The following is a 20,713-nucleotide window of genomic DNA, read 5'->3' on the forward strand; positions in this document are numbered from 1 at the left end:
AGAGCAACCGCCGGTAAAACCTGTCAGCCTCCGATCACCACCGCGTCAGGAATCATTTCCACAGCGGGAATCTCAGCATTCACAATCGCCTGCCGGATCGCCTCAATAGCCTCACGTCGCGGAAAATTCCGGCGCCATGCCAGCACCACCCGTCGAGTGGGTTCAGGCTTGGCAAAGGGGATCAGACTCAATAGGTGCTTATCTGCAGTGGTAACCGAGGTTGCTGGCAACACTGTCACCCCTATGCCGCCAGCCACCATATGCCTGATCGTGGTCAGGGAACTACCTTGCAAAGTGCGCTGCAGGCTGCCGGCAGGCAAGGCTTCACGATTCAACTCCGGGCAGCTTTGCAAGACCTGATCTCGAAAACAGTTGCCGGACGATAGCAGCAACACATTCTCCTCAGAGAGCATCGCTGTATCGACTTCATTGGCTTGCTCCCAAGGGTGGCCCTTCGGCGCAGCTACCACGAAAGGTTCGTCGTACACCGCCTGGGTGACAATACCGGGCTCGCGGAAAGGTTCCGACAGCACCGCCACATCTATCTCGCCTTGCTTGAGCATCTCTGCTAACCGGCTGGTGTAATTTTCTTCGAGCAGTAACTGCATCTGCGGGGCACGCTGCCGCAAAAGCGGAATCAGATAGGGCAGAAGATAGGGGCTGACCGTGTAGATGGCACCAAGTCGCAACGGCCCAGACAGAGGATCTTTCCCCTGCTCGGCCAGCTGCTTGATGGTCTGGATCTGCTCCAGCACTCGTTGCGCCTCGCCGACAATACGCTCGCCAACGGGAGTAACGGTGACATCGCCGGCAGAACGCTCGAACAAGGTCACGCCGAGTTCGTCTTCAAGCTTCTTGATCGCCACCGACAAGGTCGGCTGACTGACAAAGCAGGCATTGGCAGCTCGTCCAAAATGGCGCTCCCGCGCCACCGCAACGATGTACTTAAGCTCCGTGAGCGTCACGTCTACCCCCCCTGACACACCTTGAGCCTGAATGGCCCCAGGCTTGCATACCCGGAGCAAGAATTGGCGATGCCATGATCAGACGCGCTCACCCCACAGATCGTGCTCGTCTGAATCAACGATCTTGACTGTCATCCAGTCGCCCACCTGCACGCCTTCGCTACCCTCAATATAGACATTGCCATCAATCTCGGGCGCATCGGCATAGCTACGAGCGACAACACCTTCTTCGTCCACTTCATCCACCAGCACTTTCAACTCACGCCCTACCTTCTCGGCAAGCTTGCGGGTACTGATTTCTGCCTGCTTTTCCATGAATCGCGCTTTGCGCTCTTCCGCCACTTCAGGCGCAACATGGTCTGCCAGAGCATTGGCCGTTGCCCCATCGACCGGCGAATAGGTAAAGCAACCAACTCGGTCTAACTGCGCCTCATCAAGAAAGTCCAGCAACATCTGGAAATCTTCCTCGGTCTCGCCAGGAAAACCGGTAATAAATGTCGAGCGGATAGCGATATCGGGACAGATCTCACGCCATTTCTGGATGCGTCCCAGCACATTTTCTGCGTTGGCAGGGCGCTTCATGGCCTTGAGCACACGGGGACTGGCATGCTGGAAAGGGATATCCAGATAAGGCAGTAATTTGCCTTCCGCCATGAGCGGGATGACTTCATCAACATGCGGATACGGGTAGACGTAGTGCAAGCGCACCCAGATTCCCATTTCGCCCAGCTCCCTGCACAGCTCGGTCATGCGGGTCTTCACAGGTCGGCCATTGTGAAAGCCAGTACGGTACTTGACGTCTACTCCATAAGCGCTGGTGTCTTGAGAAATAACCAGCAATTCCTTGACGCCCGCTTTGGCAAGATTTTCCGCTTCGCGCAGCACTTCATGAATCGGGCGCGACACCAGATCACCACGCATGGATGGGATGATGCAGAAACTGCAACGATGGTTACAGCCTTCCGAGATCTTCAGGTAAGCAAAATGCTTTGGTGTAAGCCGAATGCCCTGAGGAGGGATCAGATCGGTAAATGGATCGTGCGGTTTAGGCAAATGCTGGTGTACAGCCGCCAAGACCTCATCGGCCGCATGGGGGCCAGTAACCGCCAGCACCGAAGGGTGAACCTTCTTGACTGTATCACCACCTTCACGAGCCCCCAGACAGCCCGTGACAATGACCTTTCCGTTTTCTGTCAGCGCCTCGCCGATGGCATCCAGCGATTCAGCTACCGCACTATCGATAAAACCACAGGTATTGACCACCACCAAGTCAGCGTTCTGATAGCTTGGCGAAATGACATACCCTTCGGCTCGTAGCTGGGTAAGTATTTGTTCCGAATCAACTAAAGCCTTAGGGCACCCCAGAGAGACCACCCCGATACTTGGTAATTTATTCATCGTCCGTTGCTGCCGAATCTATGCAAAACGCGAGAGTATACAGCCGCTTAGATGATAAGACCGCTAAATCATTGGTTTGAATCAGATTCGCCACTGGATCCCATTCTTCCTCGTTCCCGGTACGCAAGAGGCTGGTGTTCGAGGCTGCCATCCCGTCTTGTCTCGACACCTTGCTCCAACACTTCACGACCCATGCAGATCAGTATTGAGACAGTGTCGAATGGTGATTCGTCACTCGGTTCCAGCTTTCCTGCAATTGGCTTGATGTTATTGATGCAGCAGGAATCACGAAACAAGTACCAACACAACGCAAGCAGAAAAGCGTCAGATAGCACCATGCAATCCCGACGACGACACACCGACCGGGACCCAGAGAACTGCACTCGGGAGGTAAACAGAAATGAGTTTTGAAACCGCACACCAACTGGTTGCCAGTTCATTTCGCGCCGCAGCAGCCCATGGCACGCACCTCCTTCCGGTCAGGCACAATGATCAGGCCAACCTTACTTGGAGCCTAGTACTGCAAAAGATAACTCTGCTACCTATCGAGCATCGGCTCGTCATAGCAGGCCACTATGATTCGAAAATTGACGTTGATACGGTATCGATTGGCTTGACCGAACTGCTTGCGCATCGCATGCAGTGGGAACGCAAGGCTGTTCGACTTGCGATTAGACGTTACTTTGATCACTCCCCACAAAATACTCCGCAGGGGAAAGTCGCAGATTTAATGAGTGCGGAAACGCTCTCGCGTCGTTATTTCGACCAAGTGTGCGTGATTCTGGACAGCTTCTGGTTCCAAGCTATCGACGCAATCTACCGGCAATTACCGGTAGTACCAAAAGCTCTGGAGCAGGCTGCCTGAGTAGACCTAAAGCAGGCCCCAACCAAGGGGGCCGACTTCTCAATAGTAAAGGCTTAGCGGGTAGTGCGCTTACGAGTCTCTGGTGGCGGCTCAGCGGCAGGCGGGGTGGAAGGCTGCGAGCTTGACGTGGGTTGCGACTGAGGATTCGGGAATCCCTGAAAGCCAAAGCCGCTCCACAGGTTACGGGTTCGATCCTGCAGCTGTTGCTGCATCTCGACGAACATATTGGTGCTTTGTTCCAGATAGCTCGTCATCATGTTCTGGATGGCTGGCCCCTGAAACTTCATGAAGTCGTTCCACATATTGGAATTAGCCGAGAGAGGACTATCTCCGCCATACACCGACTTGGCCTGATCCTGCAGTCGATTCTGCATCTGAGTAAACAATTGCAGATTTTTCTCCAGATAGTTACCCATCAAACCCTGCATTGCATGGCCATAGAAGCGGATGATCTGAGTCAGCACGTCATAGCTGAACATGGGGGCTCCGCCACTTTCCTCTTCAAGAATGATCTGAAGCAGTACGCTGCGTGTAATGTCTTCGTGCGTCTTGGCATCCTCGACAAGGATATCCGTATTTTCAAGCACCAGTTGTTTGACATCCTCCAGAGTGATGTAGCAGCTGGTAGCCGTGTCATACAGCCGACGATTTGGGTACTTCTTGATGATCCGCTTCTCTTCGCTCATCGGGCTCCCCTTTATATCTTTTAAATCAGATGGTTGCGAACAGATAAAGTGCCGCAGGGCATTTAATGTTGCGACGCACAAAAAATCATTGACATCACAAAGAGCGCTTCCTAGAATGGCTTGCGTCATTGTGCGCAGCAGCATGATACCAGATATTGCATCTTGCCTGATTGAGCGCAATGCGTGCGATCCCTAACCGGGATTGCCCCAAAGGAGAGAACGAGTCCACCCGTAAGAGGAGGTAAATACCCATGGTTTCAATGAACACACATCCGCTTTCAGACTTGGCCAGCGAAAATCTGGAAACCGTATTACGCTTTAGCAAGATAACACTGGATAGCGCAGAACGGCTCGCAAAATTGCAGTTTGAAGTAGCAAAGCAGTCGATTGAGGAGTCAACCAAGATCGCGGGGGCCTTGGCTTCAGTCAAGGATGTTCAGGACGCCATGGCCTTGCGCACAAAGCTGTCTGAATCTGCAGTAGAAACGACACTTGGATTTTCGCGCAATGTCTACGAACTGGCCTCGCAAACCCAGTCGGAAATCAGCAAGCTGTTTGAAGAGCGTATTACCGAATTCAACAAGAGCATTGTTTCGGGCATGGATAAAGTCGTTAAATCCGCGCCCGCAGGTGCTGATGTTGCCGTGGCAGCAATGAAGTCAACCGTCGCCGCAACCGCAGCAGCCGTCGATAGCATGACCAAGGCAGCTAAACAGGTCGCCGACTTTGCAGATGCAAGCGTAAAGGCCGCAACGACCGCTACCGCTGATGCCGTCAAGTCCGCAGCAGGCACCAAGCGCTGAGCTAGTTTCAGATATCCCCCGTAAAATCAAAAAGCCAGCCACTATGGGGCTGGCTTTTTCGTTTTGCGCATCCGCTTATTCGCCAAGCTGACCCAGATCGAAAAGCATGCGTATCCGCCTGACGGTATCAATGTCTGCGGATCGGTAGGCCTCTTTGACGTAGCCGGCAAAGTACGCATCATCCGCCCCAGGCCCAATCTCACCACTCTGCCCTTCCGGCGCCTCTTTCAGTGGTGTCTCGTAGACAAAACGCAAGTATAGATGCCCCTCGGCGGGCACCTCTATGGTGACTGTCTTCACCCCGCCACTGTGCTGCTCGCTGGCATGGGTATCAAAGCGCAGGTATTTGCTCGGTTCAAAGCTCACCCTCTCCTTGACCTGCATATCGCCAAACCACAACTCCCGCTGCAGATAGCCCTCACCCCGCTCCGTAATGATCGCCTTATCCAGATTGTCGTTAAACAACATGGGTTGCTCGGTAAACTGCAACAGGCCTCGCCAGAGTTGCGTTACCGACATCGACTCGATAAGTGGATTATTCGGGTCATTAATTGCGATCAGGTGTTCAAATCGCATACGTCCTCCTGAAAATTCATGCTAGCCGGCCATTTTAGACTGTTGAGCCGTGCGATAACTGTCTATCGAAAACAAAGCAAGGGCTGACCAGATCAAGGCGAAGCCGACCATCTTGGCTTGAGAAAATGGCTCGTTGTAAACAAATACTCCAAGCAGCAGTTGCAAGGAGGGACCGATGTACTGCAAAAAACCCAGTAGCGACAAGGGGATTCTCCGAGCCCCCGCAGCAAACAGTAATAAGGGGATAGCCGTTATCGGCCCAGCCAGCATCAACAGCAATTGCGTATGAGTCGTACCCGAAACAAAGCCGCTTTGCTGTGTAAGCATCAGATAAATCAGGTATCCCCCGGCAAAGGGAAACAACAGCAGCGTCTCGAAAGAGAGCCCTTCCAGTGCCCCCAGAGCTGCAGTCTTTCTCAGCAAGCCATAGCTACCAAACGAACACGCCAGAACCAAGGCAATCCACGGCAGGCTACCTGCAGCGAATGTCAGCCACGTAACGCCACCAGCAGCCACCGCCACAGCAAACCACTGCGCAGGCCGCAAGCGTTCCTTTAGCACCAGAAACCCAAGCATGACGTTGACCAATGGGTTGATGAAATACCCAAGGCTCGCATCGACCAATTTTCCGGCGTTGACCGCCCAGATGTACACAAACCAGTTAAGCGCCAGCACTGCTGCGCTGGCAGTGAATCCGAGCAGCACCCTGGGCTGCCTTAGTGCCGCCGGCAACCAGCTCCACTGCCGCCTCCAGGCAAGAATCGCGCAAAGGAATACCAAAGACCAAACCATGCGATGCAACAAAATCTCCATCGCGGGAACGGTTTGCAGCATCTTTAAATAAAGGGGTAATAAGCCCCAGCAAAAGTAAGCAAGTGCGGCAAAGAGGATCCCGTTATTCATGTCGCCGCCTCATTATCTGAATAGTCACAAGTTGATCCATGTTAGACGCACCGCATCCATGCGGACATGGACAGGCATCTGATGTCCGACCATGACAATCTACCGAACGCGCTTTACCGAATGGAGAATCAACTCTAGAATCGGGTACTTAGAGCTTCCACTTGTGGGGGCTCGAAGCGCCGAACCGTGGTTGGTGAGGTGGGCCGGAACGGTGGTTTCTGCAGCAAGTTGATCGAATTTGCCGTAGAGACGGACAGGCTGTGTCGCCGTGGCCGGTGGTTGACGTCACAAATATGGCAAGGGTTGCAACCGCCCGCGTACAGCTAAGCGCGAGGATCCTGACGGATTGATGTCTGGTGAATCAAGCGATGCCGAAATTGAAAGGAGCATTAAGATGGCTTGGCTCATCTATCTGTTCCGACGCTAATCGCGTCGAAGGGGAAAATACCCCGTTCACGTAGCCGCGCGGCAAATTGCCTCGCGGCTTTTTGTTTTGCGTTGGCGATCAGATAAGCCAACAAGAAGCGGGACGGGCTGCCCGCATGGTAGCGCGATGCATCACACAGGGAAATGCTTCAGCAGATCAAGGGTCGGATGGCGCCACTACGGACAATGCCGGCACATCACTTCTACCGGAATCCCCCCATCTATCACATCGCTCTCAGCTCTGGGTTCTGTTGACGCCAGGTTTACAGTCGTGCCGGGTTTCACCGGAAAACACCATCTGCAAACCTGGCGTCAGCAGAACCTAGGTCTGTGTGAGCAATACTGCTTAGAGTTGAGCCAGTTCATCAACCACATGAACCGGGGCATTTTTGACGAACAGATCAACACTAACTGCATCTACCCAAGCAAAATTCACGACGTGCTGGGCATAGTGCTGCCCATTGTGGCTGGTAAACCGGCCATTGATGCGAAACACCGCCAGCTCACCTGGAGCTAACGTAAATATCGGCTTATCGCTATCTTTACGCTGCGGCTGGCCGTGCGTCTGGTAGTGATACTTGAAATACACATCCAGCGCATTGTCTTTGTCCTTACAGAGAAAAGACCAGTATTTGTCATGGGTTGAAAAGGTCTCAAGCGTAGGTGCCAATTCAAAATCCCGGCTTTCGGTAGAAAGTACCCGATGCACGAGCATGTCTGCACGTTCGCCGCCTCTTACGGGTAGTGACATCACGGCTGGTACCGAATTGCGGCGGGTTGCCTCAGGCATCCCGCGGGAATTCTTGGTCCAAACGGTCTGAATATGTTGGATCACGAGCATCGTCGGCCTTTCTGGTTCTATGTCTTGAGCGGCGCTAGTCTATACAACTGTAGTCGCGGATTCATCTGCCTGAGCAGAAGAAATGTCTGTCAATCTATTCACCGGCCCGCTCTGGCATGTCCCTCCAGACATACCTGCGCAAGCCAGCTTCCTTTTGCCCGGCAAGCTGGCAGGCCATCATCAACCTGGCCACGCCACACCGGAAACAAAATCCTTTCCCCTCATCAAGTACTCAAATCCCCGCAAGCCCATCTTGCAAGGTATTGATTCGGCACACTTGCGTGCAGGATCGTGTGGCAGCATCAATGTGCGCTGCGATGAACAGCCATGTCAGATGCCGGCAGGGTCAAGCTTACCGCTGAACCTTCGATTGCCGCTGCCAGATAACGCCATTGCATACATCCCTATCCATCTCAACAAAATAAAATTTCTCGTTCTTCAGTCTGGCAAACGTTTGCCAAAACAAACAGCTTTGGCGTTACCAATATATTTTCCGTAGTTGGCGATACGCACATAGCCGCGCTGCTCATAAAAACGGACGGCCACCTGGTTTACCAATCGGGTTTCCAGCCAGATTTCCTGGTAATGCATAGCCTTGGCTTCAGCTTCGAGCTGGGCCAGTATCCGACTGCCAATGCCAGACCCGCCCTGCACAGCGTACATCCGCTTTACCTCCGCCACCGTCGAAGAAATGGGGCGGAAAGCACCACATCCCACTGGCTTTCCATCATGATCCCGCGCCAGCAGAAAGAGGGCTCGTGCGCCTCTGACGTCAGCGGCATCAAACGAGGCGCGACCACTATCCCCCGTCACCACTTCCAGCGCTATCGACAACTGATCAAGCAACACCAGCGCCTCGGGTGTCGCGGGATCTACTCGATCAAAATAAAGTGGCATGGCAACTTGGACAACAGGGTTACTCACAGATTCTCCCAGGCGTGAATCGAATAGAGGATTGGCGCATGGTCCAGCATCGGTTTAGGCACCGCCCGGATCATGGATAGTTTCGGAATGTCCTTGGAAGGCAAAAGGAAACTCGTTACCGCGCCAGCGCCCAAGGCCAGCAGATTATCCCGTTCTCGCCGGCGCGCTTCACTGCCACGCAGCATTCGGCCGTTCCGGTCGTACAGCACCAGCTCACCATAATGCGCATAACGCTCACCCAGCCAGGGCAAAGGAGCGGAGCGGCGTGGCACGCGGGCGGCAAGGTCAAGATCATTCACGACACGATAAGCCGGCACATCATTCAAGCTTTCAACAAACTGCCGGTCACCTACATAGGGGGCGCCGAAGGTATAGACCCCCTCCACGACAATCGGTCGGGCCAGGCTCGGCAAGCGCATATTCGCCAGCTCGCTGGCCAACAGGCTCGCCATCGCACCGCCCAAGCTGTGGCCGGTAACCCAAATGGGCAATCCTCGTCTTGCAAGTTCGACAACTCGCCCCAGCAACTCCCCACCCGGCCGGCGCCCTTCCAGCGGCACCAGCTCCCGATACGCCTTGTAAAACCCACAATGGACCTGTGCGCCGGCATATTCCCAATCAACAAAGAACAAGTTGGCATCCGTCACCACCCAGTCTTTGAAAGCATTCATTAATTCCTGAGGGGTATGATCAACCCGACTTGGCACTTCAGATCCCCTAAAGACCACAATCGCAAAATCATCGGCCTCAATGCAATACCAGAAGGCGCCACGCTCCGTTCGCTCGCGCGGCTCGTGGGATACCGACACGGCGTAGCCATGCTGCCCAAAGCCTTGTATGTAGTCATTGCGGGCATGTGGGGGATCAAGGTAGGCAGTGCGGCTGACTTCGGCCAACCACCAGCAGCGTCCACGATCAAAGTCGCCCTCGCTTCGGGCATGAAAAGGCACCCGTCTGGCATCCCAGAAATGCCGGTACACGCTGGGTTGTGACGGTGGAAGGTAATTCACCAGGTCGTTACGCCATTTTTCAGGACGATTCGACATCGATTTTCCTTATTAAAACAGCAAGTAGCGCTGCAGGTAGCGGGCCAAGGTCCGGATTGCACAACAGCACCGCCGCGCCGCTGACAAGGATGTAAACTGAATACTCCAGACTGCCAATTCAAGGCCAGACATGAATATTCTGCTCGGCATTCTGTCGCATCGCTCTCTTGTTCTAGCCTCGCTCGGGTATTTTGCAACAGCCTGCGCCAATGCTGACGAGCTGGTCTTCGCATTCCGGGTTCTACCACCTTATATGGTCAAGCTGGAGAATGGGCAATACAGCGGCTCTCATGTCGAAATCATGCAGAAATTGAGTCAAGCCGTCGGCGCTTCGTTGGTCATCAAGGAATGTCCGCTGGCTCGCTGCATCCGTATGCTGCAGGACGGCAGCGCTGATGTCGCCATGGGCTTGGCCCCAACGCCAGAGCGGGCGCCCTACATGGCTTTTCTCTCGCCCCCCTATGCTCATGGTACCCCCACTTATTTCTTTCAACGGGCTGACGACACGCGCACCATCCGCTCTTTCGATGATCTGCGCCCACTCCGGATCGGAGTCATCAACGGGGTGCGCTACTTCGATGAATTCGACAACGACAAAACCCTGTTGAAGGATCTCGCAACGGATAACCACCAGAATTTTGCCAAGCTGTTGGCAAAGCGGATTGATGTCATCCCTCTGGGTGCCAACGCCGGTGCGGCAACCGAGGCACTGCCCGAATTCACCGGTAAATTGAAGCGGGCCGAGTATGTGCGGCCGAACCCGGTTGAGCGCTATATCGTCTTGTCACGCAAGTCCGGCTGGATGGAACGACGCAACCAGCTCGAATCACGCCTGGCACAGCTGGTCAACACCGGTGTCATCAGCCAGATCATGAATCGCTACGAGACCGCCACGCCTGCGGGCTGCAAATCTGCCACGCAGTGCTAGGCCCTGTTGGCGTTTTGTTTCCAGGAGTAAAGCGTCAACTGCGCCTAATCAACCTTGCGCAAAGGAATGATGCGATATGCACAGCGCTGACCTTCGCTGATCACATGCTCGACACGCTCCACCTGACACTCCTCCCCCAGACTGCGACGGAATACCGCCAGCTCTGACCGGCAAAAGCCTTGGCATTGGCGGGCTGCCGCACAAATCGGGCAGTGATTTTCGACCAGTAGCCAGCCGTCATCACTAGCCTGTACCTCGGCCATATACCCTTCCGCAGTACGGGCCTCCGCCAGTGCGGAAACCTTTTCAGCCAGGCTGTCACAAGCATCCGCCCGCGCCGTATATAGCAGCTCCATCTGGCGTTCGCGTTCTGCGATCAGACGGTCCAGCCCCTCCTCACCAAAGAGCTGACGCACATGGCCAATCAGCTGCAGGGTGAGATCGGCATGACGATCAGGAAAGCGGGCATGGCCGGCGTCCGACAGAGACCAATAGCGCGAGGGGCGGCCAACCCCATCCCGCCGGTCTTCTGTTTGCAGCAGGCCCTTCTCCTGCAAGCTTTCCAGCTGCCGTCGTGCGCCCATCGAGGTCAGATCCAGCCATTCGGCCAGCGCTTGGGCGGTCTGCGGCCCACGGGTTTTCAGTAAGTAGAGAATGCGATCAGAAGTGGCCATATACCCATCGCTAGCGATTTTTGTAAACTTTTCCCATTACAAAATAAGCGCTAAGGCAGGCGGCTGTAAAGACTATTGACGGCAAGACAACGACAAACCGGCCCTCTAGGCTCGGTTGACGTTTTATTTCCGATCACTCCGGGCCGAGTTTCGGGGTGGGGCGATACCCGCAAGGAGCAGGCCGTGGCGAGTAAAGCGTTGAGGCCCCAACCGTCACGCCCCCTGGGGAGACGGAGGGCTTCGCCGGATTGAGGCCGGTTACCGTGTTGATTGCCAGGCTGTTGGCTTGCCTCAAGCCCAATACCGACGAAACGCGACACGAAAACAAGTGTCAACAGCGCCTAAAACATACCGCGGCCATTCGCCGATTTGGCAGGAATCGTCTGGATCACATCCCAGTGTTCGGCAATCTTGCCATTCTCGACCCGGAACAAATCGTAGTAGGCGCTGGGTTTACCGGCGAATTCGCCCTCCGATTGCACCAGAACAAAATTACCTTGGCCAATCACCCGATGCATGCGCTGATACTTGAGGGTGATACCTTGTTCAGCCATCGCCTTCAGTCCCGCCCCTAACCCAGACAAGCCATCCGCAACGGCTGGGTTGTGTTGAATGTAACGATCGCCATCGAAAAACCTGGGTAGTTGATCCAATTTGCCGTCGAACAAAATGGTCTGCATGAATTCGCGGACGAGGGCCTTGTTACTGTCGGTCCTGGCTTGATCCCGCACTTCAGTCACGCCGTCGATCATGCTGTGCCCGCTGGCAGTCTTTTCCGGATGAACTTGCAGCGCATCCCAATGCTCCAGTACCTGACCATTCTCAACGCGAAATACGTCGAACGCGACCTGACGGTTTTTGCCCCAAGTCAGCTCACTGTGCGTCACCACCAGGGGACCATCAACCAGCGTGCGTTTGATATCGACTTTGAATGGGTTGGCCGGATCATGAATCTGGTCAAGCAGCTTGAGCAACCCGGTGCGCCCATCTTCGACCTGTGGGTTGTGCTGAATATACTTTTCGGCCACCCACTTGCGCACGACTTGCTGGTCGCCTTTGGCGATGCCTTGTTGGTACAACTCGTGAACAATCTGGCGGGCATCAGGCGCTGCAGCCTGAGCCGTCGCAAACACAGAGGAAGAGAGAACGGCGGCAATCAGCAGGGGTTTCATTTCAGTACTCCGGTTAGTGAATTCATGACCAGCATGGTAAGGACAAACCCGTATCAGCACGAGGTTGAAAGTGGCAGCCTTATGGTCAAAATCAGACATCTCATCAGCAGGCCAGGTTGAGAGGAGCTCCCTCCGGCAAGGAATGAACTGAGGCTGATCAGGCGTGGCAGCCCCGGTATTGCAAGACTGCACGAATCACCCTTTCAAGGCCAAATAGCTGCTTTTCACCTATAAACACAGCAAGGCTCTGCTGAGGTGACATTGAGTATGTGCCGGGAATCGGGACTAGCACAGCCATGTGTCGCACGATGGAGTGTGATGAATCGTCCATTCATCCCCTTTCCAGACCCGCTTACCGCAGGGAGCAGGAATGCGCTGGTATCCGCTGATCTTACTCGCCGCGTCGGGTAGCCTGACGCCGGCCCACGCCGAGTCTTTGCCTGACTGGCTGAAAGTCGATGGTTTTGGGACGATCGGAATCTTGTATGCAGACGACCCGATCGCCACTGTCCGCACCGATGGGCGCAACAGTTCTGGCGCGCAAAACGAAACGCGCTACGATCAGGACAGTGTGTTGGGCCTGCAACTCACTGTGCGGCCTGAAGGGCCGTTCAATGCAGGGTTCCAGCTCATCTCCAAGAAGAACAGTGAAGCAACCCATCGTCCGAGGGTGCAATGGGCTTATCTGGGCTGGGAGCCGAACAGCAGTGTGCATATGAAGGTAGGCCGCGCGGTTGCGCCTGTCTTTGCGCTATCAGATGTCAACGATGTTCATTATTCGCAGATCACCGCTCAGCCCCCCAATAGCGTTTACGCCAATAACTCCGTCACCTACAACGACGGCCTGACCGGCACTTGGGAGCACACTTTCGGCAGCGACAAGCTGACTGTTGAGGGATATGCCGGCAAAACCAATATCGACACTTCGCGCCTGTTCATTGATGTCCCGCGCCAGGCTGGACTGTCGCTCAGCTGGAACCGCGATGCGCTGACCCTGCGCGGCGGCTATTCCTACGCCAGGGCAGTGGTCGGAATTCCGCCAGGTGGCACCATTGATCAATTTTTCAAGATCACACGGGCAGCCCAGGGGCTGGGTCTGTGCAGCAACTGTGAGGCGTTCATAGATCACCAGCTCAAACTCAACGGCACGACCAACCATGTCTCCAGCCTCGGCCTGACTTGGGACGATGGAGCGAATGTCGTGCAGGCCGAGTGGGCACAGCGTACTTCCGACTCGGCCATTCTGTCGGGTTCTGCCGGCTGGTATGTGACCCTGGCCCGGCGCTGGGGGGCTTTTACCCCCTATTTGATGTTCAGCGCCATCAAACCCGTTGCCGAACCCATCAATCTCAAGCTCACCCCTCCAGCCCGGCCCACAGCCTCGCAGACCGCCATTTTGAATGCACTGGAAGGCGCCAACGCCTCTAACTTCACAGGGCAGTTTCACCGCCGGCAACAGGCGCTGGGGCTACGCTGGGATCTTTACCGGAATCTGGCGCTGAAGCTGCAGTGGGACACCTACAAAATCGACAATCCACTATGGGGCAGTGCCACGGTCGTCACGTTTCCTCAGGGCCCACAGTCGAAGTTTGATGGCAGGGTGAACACTTACAGTCTGAATCTGGACTTTCTGTTCTGAGAGGCGGCGATGAACAACACTCTACGCCGTTCCATGATCTGGCCTCTATTGCTGCTGACGCTGACCTGTTTCGTACCATCCCATGCCGAGCTAGTCGTCGTTGTCGGTGCAGGCAGCACCGTCAGCACTTTAAGCAAAGAGCAACTGATAGACCTCTATCTGCGTCGTCTCAAGGATTTTCCTGGCAGTAACGACACCGCCACGCCCTTGATATACAACAGCGGCCCACTGCGGAGCGAATTTCTGCAAAACGTGCTGGGGCGCAGCGATGCACAGGTCAAAGCGATCTGGGCCCGCTACACCTTTACCGGCAAGGCACAGGCACCCCGTACCGTCGAGAACCCGGAAGAAGTGAAGCAGCTGCTGGCGGCGCATCCCAAGATGATTGGGTACCTGAATCGGGGGGATGTCGATGCCAGTGTCAAGGTGGTACTGGTGCCCTAGGCTCTGTTGACGTCAGGTTTCCGGCCGCACTCCCCCTGCCGGCAACCGATCAGGGCAGCGGGAATCGACCTTCAGTCTTGAGGATGACCAAGCCCCGGTTAAGCGCACTGAGTTTAGCCTCGTAGCCCGGCACGCTTTTGCTGAACGCCACATAAAGCGGCAAGGTGTCGATGACGCGGCCACTGAAGATCACTTTGCCTCGCAGATTGCTCAGGCTGGTTTTCAGCAGATGTTCGGCCAGACGCCTGTCCACCAAAGCCACATCAATCCGGCCGGCAGCCAGTTTGCGTAGATTGGTTGCATCATCAACGGTTTCCTCCGTCTTGGGCTTGAGTCGGGTAATCACGTCAGGATTGCGATAATCACGCACCGTTCCCACGATCAGGCCGTCCAGCGTCTCCAGGCGTTTACGGTCGAACTGATTGACCACGCTCAGGTAATAGCCGATCTCGTTGGCGGCTGTCGGTTCGGAAAAGGCGAAGTTTCTCGCGCGCTCCTCGCTGTGCCAGATACCGACGATGCCGTCGAAATAGCCACGCTGCGCTTCCTGCAAAGCGCGGGCCCATGGCATGAACTCAATGGTGGCCGCATAGCCTGCACGATGAAATGCATCGACCACCAAAGCACCGAGGATGCCCTGCCCGGGCAGGTCGCTGGCGTAGTACGGCGGGAACTCTGTAGACACCAACCTGACCTTGAGTGCGCCGGGCTGATGCTGCGCCCAAGCCGATGTCGGCAACAGTCCACCAAGGCAGAATGCCCCCAGTACGCCGCATAACAACCTGCGTCGCCTTGAACTTCCGATCATCCGCTCCCCCTTTGCTGCGCGACCTCAGGCGATCCCGCATTGAAATACCTTCGCTGCCTTGCTGGTTCAGATCAACTCGACCCGCATCAGCTCACGCTTCATATAAGCGTAGTAGATTGGCGCGGCCACCACACCTGCCAAGCCAAACGCCGCCTCCATCAGCAGCATGGCGGTCAGAAGCTCCCAGGCGCTGGACTGGATGCGCGAGCCGACAATACGCGCATTCAGGAAGTACTCGACCTTATGGATGACAACCAGGAAAGTCAGCGCCGCAATCGCCACCGGAAAGGAGATCGACAGAGAAACGATCACGATCACCGTATTCGAAATGAGGTTGCCCAGCACAGGCACCAGTCCGGCGAAGAAGGTCACGGCAATCAAGACCTTGAGCATGGGCAAGTGAATGCCAAACAGTGGCAAGGCCACACCCAGGAACAACCAGGTGAAGAAGGTATTGACCGCAGCAATCTGCACCTGCGCAAAAACGATGTCGCGGAAGGCGTTCGACAATAACGAAAGCCGTTCAGTGATTGCCTGGGCCAACGGGCCAACACGCTTCTCCGGGTTGACTTCGTGCAGCGCAACCAGCGCCCCCAGCACCATCCCCACCAGAATATGCGTCAGCACCAGTCCGACTTCCTTGCTGACCGTACCCAGCATTCCGGCATGCTGTCGCAACAGGGCGGACGCGGCAGATTTCAGCTCACCGACATCTGCCGGCAGATAGGGCAACAAGACTTCCGGCAGCCGTCCGCGCAACCCATCAATGATCTCAGCCAGCTTCACCATCAGCACGGGCAGGCTACCCGAGTCGCTGCGAAAAAATGCGGTCGTACGCAAGACCAGCACCGTCAGCGCAATCACAACCAGACTGGAAATGAAGGCGACTGCAATCAGCTTGGGTCGGCCGCCGATCCGCCCCCGAACAACCAGTGGCGCCAAGATATCCACCAGCTGGACAACCAGCAAACCGGCCAGCAACGATGGCAACAAGTGGGCAAACATGACAAAAACCAGCCCAAGCCCGATAAACAGATAGCTGGCGATATTGATGGTGCGTGGGGACACTTGGAATCCTCGTCATTGGGGTTGGTCCAAACATCGTAGCCCGAATAAACGGCGAGCGGGCAACTGGCAAGCGCTCGAATGCCCGAAGAATGAAAAAACCCGGCCTCTGCCGCATCACAACCAGCCGGGCAGGCCGAGGTAGTCGTACAATGCGCCCGGACGCCGCCTGCCAACAGCCACCCGGGCAGGCGCGACGGGCGGCAGCCCGTCATCACCGCTTACCCGCGGCGATGGCGTGTGCGGCCCGACAGGCGGAATAACCGCCAGAACATCCCACCAAACAGGAGTGAGACATGCCGATTTCCACCGTAAAACTGTTGATCGATGGCGAGTTCGTAGAATCGCGCACCAACGAATGGCGCGACGTCGTGAACCCCGCCACGCAGGAAGTGCTAGCCCGCGTGCCGTTTGCTACGGCCGACGAGATGAGTGCGGCGGTAGCCGCCGCCAAGCGTGCCTTCCCGGCCTGGCGCGACACGCCTATCGCCCAACGGGCACGGGTATTCCTGAAGTTGCAGCAACTGATTCGCGACAATATTGATGAGCTGGCCCGCACCCTGACTACCGAACAGGGTAAAACGCTGGCCGATGCTCAGGGCGATGTCTTCCGTGGACTGGAAGTCGTTGAACATGCCTGCTCGGTTGGCACGCTGCAGCTGGGAGAGTTTGCTGAAAACGTTGCAGGCGGCGTAGACACCTACACCCTGCGCCAGCCACTTGGCGTCTGCGCGGGCATCACCCCGTTCAACTTCCCGGCGATGATCCCGCTCTGGATGTTCCCGATGGCCTGCGTGCTGGGCAACACCTTTGTTCTCAAACCGTCTGAACAAGACCCGATGACACCGATGCTGCTGGCCGATCTTGCCCAGCGCGCCGGCTTGCCCAAGGGAGTTCTCAACGTTGTGCACGGGGGCCCCGACGCCGTCAATGCCATCTGCGATCACCCGGATATCAAGGCCATTTCCTTCGTCGGCTCGGTTGGCGTAGGCACCCACGTCTACCGCCGTGGTTCGGAGGCTGGCAAGCGCGTGCAAGCCATGCTGGGCGCCAAGAACCACGCCACCTTCATGCCGGATTCGAACAAAGACCAAGCCATCAACGCACTGGTCGGCGCCGCTTTCGGGGCTGCGGGTCAGCGCTGCATGGCGATTTCCGTCGGCGTACTGGTTGGAGAAGCCAAGGCCTGGATTCCAGAGATCGTCTCCAAGGCCAAGCAGCTGAGCGTCAATGGTGGTCTGGAACCCCATACCGACGTCGGCCCGCTGATCAACAAGCGCGCCAAAGAGCGGGTGGAAAGCCTGATTGCCGCCGGTGTTGCCGAAGGCGCCACGCTGGAACTCGACGGCCGTCAGCCTCAGGTTGCCCGTTACCCGAATGGCAACTTTGTTGGCCCGACCATCTTCTCTGGCGTCAAACCCGAGATGACGATCTACCGCGAAGAGATCTTCGGGCCGGTGCTGTGCCTGATCACCGTGGATACGCTGGATGAAGCCATTGCCATCACCAACGCCAACCCTTATGGCAACGGTACGGCCATCTTCACCCAGTCTGGTGCAGCGGCCCGCAAGTTCCAGAACCAGATTGACGCTGGCCAGGTTGGCATCAATGTGCCGATTCCCGTGCCGGTCCCGTTCTTCAGCTTCACTGGCTCTCGCGGCTCCAAGCTGGGCGATCTGGGCCCTTACGGCAAGGAAGTGGTGCGCTTCTATACCCAAACCAAGACCGTTACAGCCCGTTGGTTTGATGACGAAACGGTCGCAGGCAAGGTCAATACCACCATCACCCTGCGCTAATAGCCACCGAAGGCTGCCCGTCATGGGCTGCACTGAATAAACAGCCCGGCTCATCCTTTTTATACACGGGATGGGTCGGGCTGTTTGTTTTGACTTGGCCGATTTATATTTTCAAGCCGGCGATATATTGCCTATCAAACCATTCACGAGACTCTTGCCCAGTCGATATATTCATACACTACGCAGCAGAAATATAAACAAACCCCAAGAAATCCGATAAAATATCGCTGCAACTTTTTGTTGCCAGTCATGCCAGACTTTTTCAGAAAATTGCTAATTGACTGGTATCGACTGATTCCAAATCAAACAATAAACAGGAAATCTTATGCGACAATTCAAACTTGGCAAACTCGCCATTATTGCAGCCCTTTTTATAAGTCCCATTAGCGCGCAGGCAACCTGGGTGCAAGAACTCGACCATTTTGACTATACCTTGATATATGGTAGAAATGGCAGCAACCGAAAATTGGTTGATCCCACCCAGACGATCAAACAGGTTACCGACAAAACCGCCGATATTCTTGCCTACAAAAAAGCATTAGCCACTTTGGCGGAAAGTGAAGTACAAAAGGCCATTGCAGGAAAGGCGACGCTGAAGGGATTTAATTTCAAAATGGTCGGCCCGCTGGTTATCAGGCTGGAAGGCAACGATAAAGGCAAGATCATTGCCCGGATTGGTGGCATGCAACTGGATGCACATGCCAATCTTCATGCCAAATGGACAATTGATGCCGATGTGGCGATTTCTTCCAATCCTATCTGGTTAAAGGCAGAATACGATCCGAATACTGGTAAATTATCGAATGCCGTTCCCGAAAATCTGGATATCCGTACCAACGTCAGCGTCAGCACCATTCTTGATTATATTCCTGGCTTCACCCAGCTCATTACCAATCGCGTCTCTGATCATTTCTCCCGAGAATTACACGATATGGTCTATAACTCGCTTAACCAAAAGCTGGCCACCACTTCGCGCGATTTTCTTGGGCTGGATGAAATAATTCCGCCCGGCACCGTATTTGACCCAATCAGCGGCAAGGACATGAGCAGCAAAATCAAAGAGGGTTTTGCCAATCTGATCAGCGGCGAAAAGATCGAAGTGGCTTTGGATGAAAACCAGATCTGGTATTACGGCTTCAAGAAGTCATTCCAGATGTATTCGCTGAAAGTGACATTTGGCGATACCACCAGTCTCAGTTTTGTCAATTACCCCGCTTATCGACAAGCCTGGGATGATTGCCCTAACTCGCCGTTGATTTGCCGCGACCCACACGAAGTCATTGACTAAATCATTATTGAAGTCGCTGCACTTTTGAAGTCACCACAAACTGCCCGTCCGAGTACGGGCAGTTTGTCTTGCGGGAATGGCCACTACGCCTAAAACACCGCGTCCGGCAATACCGCCTGTATCTGCGCCAAAAACACCTTGCGGATGCGGGCAAGCGCCTCGGGCGTGTCCGCCTCAAAACGCAAGGTCAGCATCGGCGTGGTATTGGACGCCCTGACCAGACCGAAGCCGTCATCAAACTCCACTCGGAGCCCATCCAGATTGATGATGTCGGTGGCGCCTGCAAACTCTGCCTGCTTGCCCAAGGTCTGCATAACTTCGGTGGGCTGACCCTCCTTTAAAGGTAGCTGCAACTCCGGGGTGCTGATGGCATCGGGCAAAGCATTGAACAGCGCCGTCGGGTTATCAACCCGCGCGACGATCTCCAACAGGCGGGCACCGGCATAAATGCCATCATCAAACGCAGGCCAGCGATCCGCAAACAAAACATGACCGCTCAATTCACCACAGAGCAAGGCCGAAACCTCTTTCTGCTTGGCCTTCATATAGGAATGGCCGGTGCGGCATAGCACAGGCTTGCCCTTGTGCTGCTTGATCCACGGCGCAAGCAGGCGCGTTGATTTCACGTCGTAGACAATCTTGGCGCCCGGATTTTTTTCCAGCACCTCCGCAGCAAACAGCATGAGGGCCCGATCCGGGTAGAGAATCCTGCCATCGCGCCCAACCACGCCCAGCCGGTCGCCATCGCCGTCAAATGCCAGTCCCAGTTCGGCATCGGTGCTCGCGACGGCATGGATCAGCTCATTCAGGTTCTCCGGGCGGGATGGGTCCGGGTGGTGATTGGGGAAGTGTCCATCCACCTCACTGAACAGGCTGCGTACCTTGCAGCCCATCCTTCGATAGAGGACTGGCGCAAACGCCCCCGCAACACCGTTGCCACAGTCAGTCACCACACTTACCGGGCGATCCAGCTGGATATCTGCAACGATCCGGCTGTAATAAGCTTCGGCCACGCTGGCCTGACTCAGCAGACCGCGCCCATCGGCAAACTCCCTGGCATCGATGCGCTGGCGCAACGCCTGAATGGCCTCCCCCGCCAGGGTGTCCCCCCCCAGCATGATCTTGAAGCCGTTGTACTCAGGCGGGTTGTGACTGCCGGTGACCATGATCCCGGAGTGGCAGCCGAGTTCATGCGTGGCAAAGTACAGCAGTGGTGTGGGCACCATGCCGACATCGATAACATTCACCCCGGTCGAGAGTACCCCTTGCGTCAGTGCGTCTGCCAACGCTTCGCTGGAAAGGCGGCCATCCCGGCCGACACAAAGCCGGGCCTGTTTGCGCACCAGGGCTTCGGTGCCGATGGCACGGCCCAGCACTTCAGCCACCTCAGGGGTAAGCGTTTTGCCGACGATGCCGCGGATGTCGTAGGCCTTGAACAGATTGGGGGAAAGCGAGGGCATGGAGCC

Annotated in this window: 20 protein-coding genes; 7 read left to right on the top strand and 13 right to left on the bottom strand. The window is 55.6% G+C overall.

The features are described from left to right. Nucleotides 1-23: 23 nt before the first annotated feature. Nucleotides 24-965, bottom strand: coding sequence for a LysR substrate-binding domain-containing protein (locus tag PZA18_RS10845; protein WP_284100856.1), 942 nt, complete (start codon nt 963-965; stop codon nt 24-26). Nucleotides 966-1,043: 78 nt separating this feature from the next. Further along, complete coding sequence (rimO, locus tag PZA18_RS10850) at nt 1,044-2,363, bottom strand: 30S ribosomal protein S12 methylthiotransferase RimO (RefSeq protein ID WP_284100857.1); 1,320 nt, start codon at nt 2,361-2,363, stop codon at nt 1,044-1,046. Nucleotides 2,364-2,763: 400 nt separating this feature from the next. On the opposite strand from rimO, the gene PZA18_RS10855 reads away from it, so the two are divergent. Then, entirely contained in the window at nt 2,764-3,228 is a 465-nt protein-coding gene (locus tag PZA18_RS10855) for a hypothetical protein (protein WP_284100858.1), read from the top strand. Between the two features lie 53 nt (nt 3,229-3,281). On the opposite strand, the gene phaR is transcribed toward PZA18_RS10855, so the two are convergent. Next, on the bottom strand, nt 3,282-3,914 hold the full coding sequence (gene phaR, locus PZA18_RS10860) for a polyhydroxyalkanoate synthesis repressor PhaR (RefSeq protein WP_284100859.1): 633 nt from the start codon (nt 3,912-3,914) through the stop codon (nt 3,282-3,284). Between the two features lie 251 nt (nt 3,915-4,165). Between phaR and PZA18_RS10865 the strand changes: the two genes are divergently transcribed. Beyond that, on the top strand, nt 4,166-4,717 hold the full coding sequence (locus PZA18_RS10865; protein WP_284100860.1) for a phasin family protein: 552 nt from the start codon (nt 4,166-4,168) through the stop codon (nt 4,715-4,717). Between the two features lie 75 nt (nt 4,718-4,792). Here PZA18_RS10865 and PZA18_RS10870 read toward each other — a convergent pair whose 3' ends face one another. From PZA18_RS10870 to PZA18_RS10890, 5 genes are all read right to left on the bottom strand, one after another. Then, nucleotides 4,793-5,293 carry an AtaL-like protein gene (locus tag PZA18_RS10870; RefSeq protein ID WP_284100861.1) on the bottom strand — a complete coding sequence of 167 codons (501 nt, stop codon included), beginning with the start codon at nt 5,291-5,293 and terminating at the stop codon, nt 4,793-4,795. A gap of 21 nt (nt 5,294-5,314) precedes the next feature. Next, entirely contained in the window at nt 5,315-6,196 is an 882-nt protein-coding gene (rarD, locus tag PZA18_RS10875) for an EamA family transporter RarD (RefSeq protein ID WP_284100862.1), read from the bottom strand. Between the two features lie 772 nt (nt 6,197-6,968). Continuing rightward, entirely contained in the window at nt 6,969-7,463 is a 495-nt protein-coding gene (locus tag PZA18_RS10880) for a hypothetical protein (RefSeq protein WP_284100863.1), read from the bottom strand. 438 nt (nt 7,464-7,901) lie between these two features. Then, on the bottom strand, nt 7,902-8,387 hold the full coding sequence (locus PZA18_RS10885) for a GNAT family N-acetyltransferase (protein ID WP_308447364.1): 486 nt from the start codon (nt 8,385-8,387) through the stop codon (nt 7,902-7,904). After that, nucleotides 8,384-9,433 (bottom strand): lipase family protein, encoded by a 1,050-nt coding sequence (locus PZA18_RS10890; RefSeq protein WP_284100864.1) that lies wholly within the window; start codon nt 9,431-9,433, stop codon nt 8,384-8,386. The genes PZA18_RS10885 and PZA18_RS10890 overlap by 4 nt, the downstream gene beginning before the upstream one ends. 130 nt (nt 9,434-9,563) lie before the next feature. Here PZA18_RS10890 and PZA18_RS10895 point away from each other — a divergent pair, with 130 nt between their 5' ends. Then, entirely contained in the window at nt 9,564-10,361 is a 798-nt protein-coding gene (locus tag PZA18_RS10895; protein ID WP_284100865.1) for a substrate-binding periplasmic protein, read from the top strand. 44 nt (nt 10,362-10,405) lie between these two features. Here the strand turns inward: PZA18_RS10895 and PZA18_RS10900 are convergent, their stop codons facing one another. Next, entirely contained in the window at nt 10,406-11,035 is a 630-nt protein-coding gene (locus tag PZA18_RS10900; protein ID WP_284100866.1) for a helix-turn-helix transcriptional regulator, read from the bottom strand. A 341-nt stretch (nt 11,036-11,376) separates the two neighbouring features. Further along, nucleotides 11,377-12,207, bottom strand: coding sequence for a nuclear transport factor 2 family protein (locus PZA18_RS10905; RefSeq protein ID WP_284100867.1), 831 nt, complete (start codon nt 12,205-12,207; stop codon nt 11,377-11,379). Between the two features lie 370 nt (nt 12,208-12,577). Here PZA18_RS10905 and PZA18_RS10910 point away from each other — a divergent pair, with 370 nt between their 5' ends. Next, on the top strand, nt 12,578-13,846 hold the full coding sequence (locus PZA18_RS10910; protein WP_284100868.1) for a hypothetical protein: 1,269 nt from the start codon (nt 12,578-12,580) through the stop codon (nt 13,844-13,846). 9 nt (nt 13,847-13,855) lie between these two features. Next, nucleotides 13,856-14,290, top strand: coding sequence for a type 2 periplasmic-binding domain-containing protein (locus PZA18_RS10915; protein ID WP_284100869.1), 435 nt, complete (start codon nt 13,856-13,858; stop codon nt 14,288-14,290). Nucleotides 14,291-14,339: 49 nt separating this feature from the next. On the opposite strand, the gene PZA18_RS10920 is transcribed toward PZA18_RS10915, so the two are convergent. Continuing rightward, nucleotides 14,340-15,098, bottom strand: a complete 759-nt coding sequence (locus PZA18_RS10920; RefSeq protein ID WP_284100870.1) for a substrate-binding periplasmic protein — start codon at nt 15,096-15,098, stop codon at nt 14,340-14,342. A gap of 66 nt (nt 15,099-15,164) precedes the next feature. Continuing rightward, nucleotides 15,165-16,166 (bottom strand): AI-2E family transporter, encoded by a 1,002-nt coding sequence (locus PZA18_RS10925; RefSeq protein ID WP_284100871.1) that lies wholly within the window; start codon nt 16,164-16,166, stop codon nt 15,165-15,167. A 293-nt stretch (nt 16,167-16,459) separates the two neighbouring features. On the opposite strand from PZA18_RS10925, the gene PZA18_RS10930 reads away from it, so the two are divergent. After that, nucleotides 16,460-17,959: a CoA-acylating methylmalonate-semialdehyde dehydrogenase gene (locus PZA18_RS10930; protein WP_284100872.1), complete on the top strand. Its 1,500-nt coding sequence runs from the start codon at nt 16,460-16,462 to the stop codon at nt 17,957-17,959. A gap of 325 nt (nt 17,960-18,284) precedes the next feature. Then, nucleotides 18,285-19,247, top strand: coding sequence for a hypothetical protein (locus PZA18_RS10935; protein ID WP_284100873.1), 963 nt, complete (start codon nt 18,285-18,287; stop codon nt 19,245-19,247). 89 nt (nt 19,248-19,336) lie between these two features. On the opposite strand, the gene PZA18_RS10940 is transcribed toward PZA18_RS10935, so the two are convergent. Then, the gene (locus PZA18_RS10940; RefSeq protein ID WP_284100874.1) at nt 19,337-20,707 is read right to left on the bottom strand and encodes a phosphomannomutase/phosphoglucomutase; all 1,371 of its coding nucleotides are present in this window, start codon (nt 20,705-20,707) and stop codon (nt 19,337-19,339) included. Between the last annotated feature and the right edge of the window lie 6 nt (nt 20,708-20,713).

The sequence above is a fragment of the Parachitinimonas caeni genome (assembly GCF_030129945.1).
GTDB lineage: Bacteria > Pseudomonadota > Gammaproteobacteria > Burkholderiales > Chitinimonadaceae > Parachitinimonas > Parachitinimonas caeni.

What these genes read in the sequence shown, in the direction of transcription:
- PZA18_RS10900 (WP_284100866.1), bottom strand. Translation starts at nt 11,035, where the DNA reads ATGGCCACTTCTGATCGCATTCTCTACTTACTGAAAACCCGTGGGCCG.
- rarD (WP_284100862.1), bottom strand. Translation starts at nt 6,196, where the DNA reads ATGAATAACGGGATCCTCTTTGCCGCACTTGCTTACTTTTGCTGGGGC.
- PZA18_RS10890 (WP_284100864.1), bottom strand. Translation starts at nt 9,433, where the DNA reads ATGTCGAATCGTCCTGAAAAATGGCGTAACGACCTGGTGAATTACCTT.
- PZA18_RS10905 (WP_284100867.1), bottom strand. Translation starts at nt 12,207, where the DNA reads ATGAAACCCCTGCTGATTGCCGCCGTTCTCTCTTCCTCTGTGTTTGCG.
- PZA18_RS10935 (WP_284100873.1), top strand. Translation starts at nt 18,285, where the DNA reads ATGCGACAATTCAAACTTGGCAAACTCGCCATTATTGCAGCCCTTTTT.
- PZA18_RS10870 (WP_284100861.1), bottom strand. Translation starts at nt 5,293, where the DNA reads ATGCGATTTGAACACCTGATCGCAATTAATGACCCGAATAATCCACTT.
- rimO (WP_284100857.1), bottom strand. Translation starts at nt 2,363, where the DNA reads ATGAATAAATTACCAAGTATCGGGGTGGTCTCTCTGGGGTGCCCTAAG.
- PZA18_RS10880 (WP_284100863.1), bottom strand. Translation starts at nt 7,463, where the DNA reads ATGCTCGTGATCCAACATATTCAGACCGTTTGGACCAAGAATTCCCGC.
- PZA18_RS10915 (WP_284100869.1), top strand. Translation starts at nt 13,856, where the DNA reads ATGAACAACACTCTACGCCGTTCCATGATCTGGCCTCTATTGCTGCTG.
- PZA18_RS10930 (WP_284100872.1), top strand. Translation starts at nt 16,460, where the DNA reads ATGCCGATTTCCACCGTAAAACTGTTGATCGATGGCGAGTTCGTAGAA.
- PZA18_RS10865 (WP_284100860.1), top strand. Translation starts at nt 4,166, where the DNA reads ATGGTTTCAATGAACACACATCCGCTTTCAGACTTGGCCAGCGAAAAT.
- phaR (WP_284100859.1), bottom strand. Translation starts at nt 3,914, where the DNA reads ATGAGCGAAGAGAAGCGGATCATCAAGAAGTACCCAAATCGTCGGCTG.
- PZA18_RS10920 (WP_284100870.1), bottom strand. Translation starts at nt 15,098, where the DNA reads ATGATCGGAAGTTCAAGGCGACGCAGGTTGTTATGCGGCGTACTGGGG.
- PZA18_RS10940 (WP_284100874.1), bottom strand. Translation starts at nt 20,707, where the DNA reads ATGCCCTCGCTTTCCCCCAATCTGTTCAAGGCCTACGACATCCGCGGC.
- PZA18_RS10855 (WP_284100858.1), top strand. Translation starts at nt 2,764, where the DNA reads ATGAGTTTTGAAACCGCACACCAACTGGTTGCCAGTTCATTTCGCGCC.
- PZA18_RS10910 (WP_284100868.1), top strand. Translation starts at nt 12,578, where the DNA reads ATGCGCTGGTATCCGCTGATCTTACTCGCCGCGTCGGGTAGCCTGACG.
- PZA18_RS10895 (WP_284100865.1), top strand. Translation starts at nt 9,564, where the DNA reads ATGAATATTCTGCTCGGCATTCTGTCGCATCGCTCTCTTGTTCTAGCC.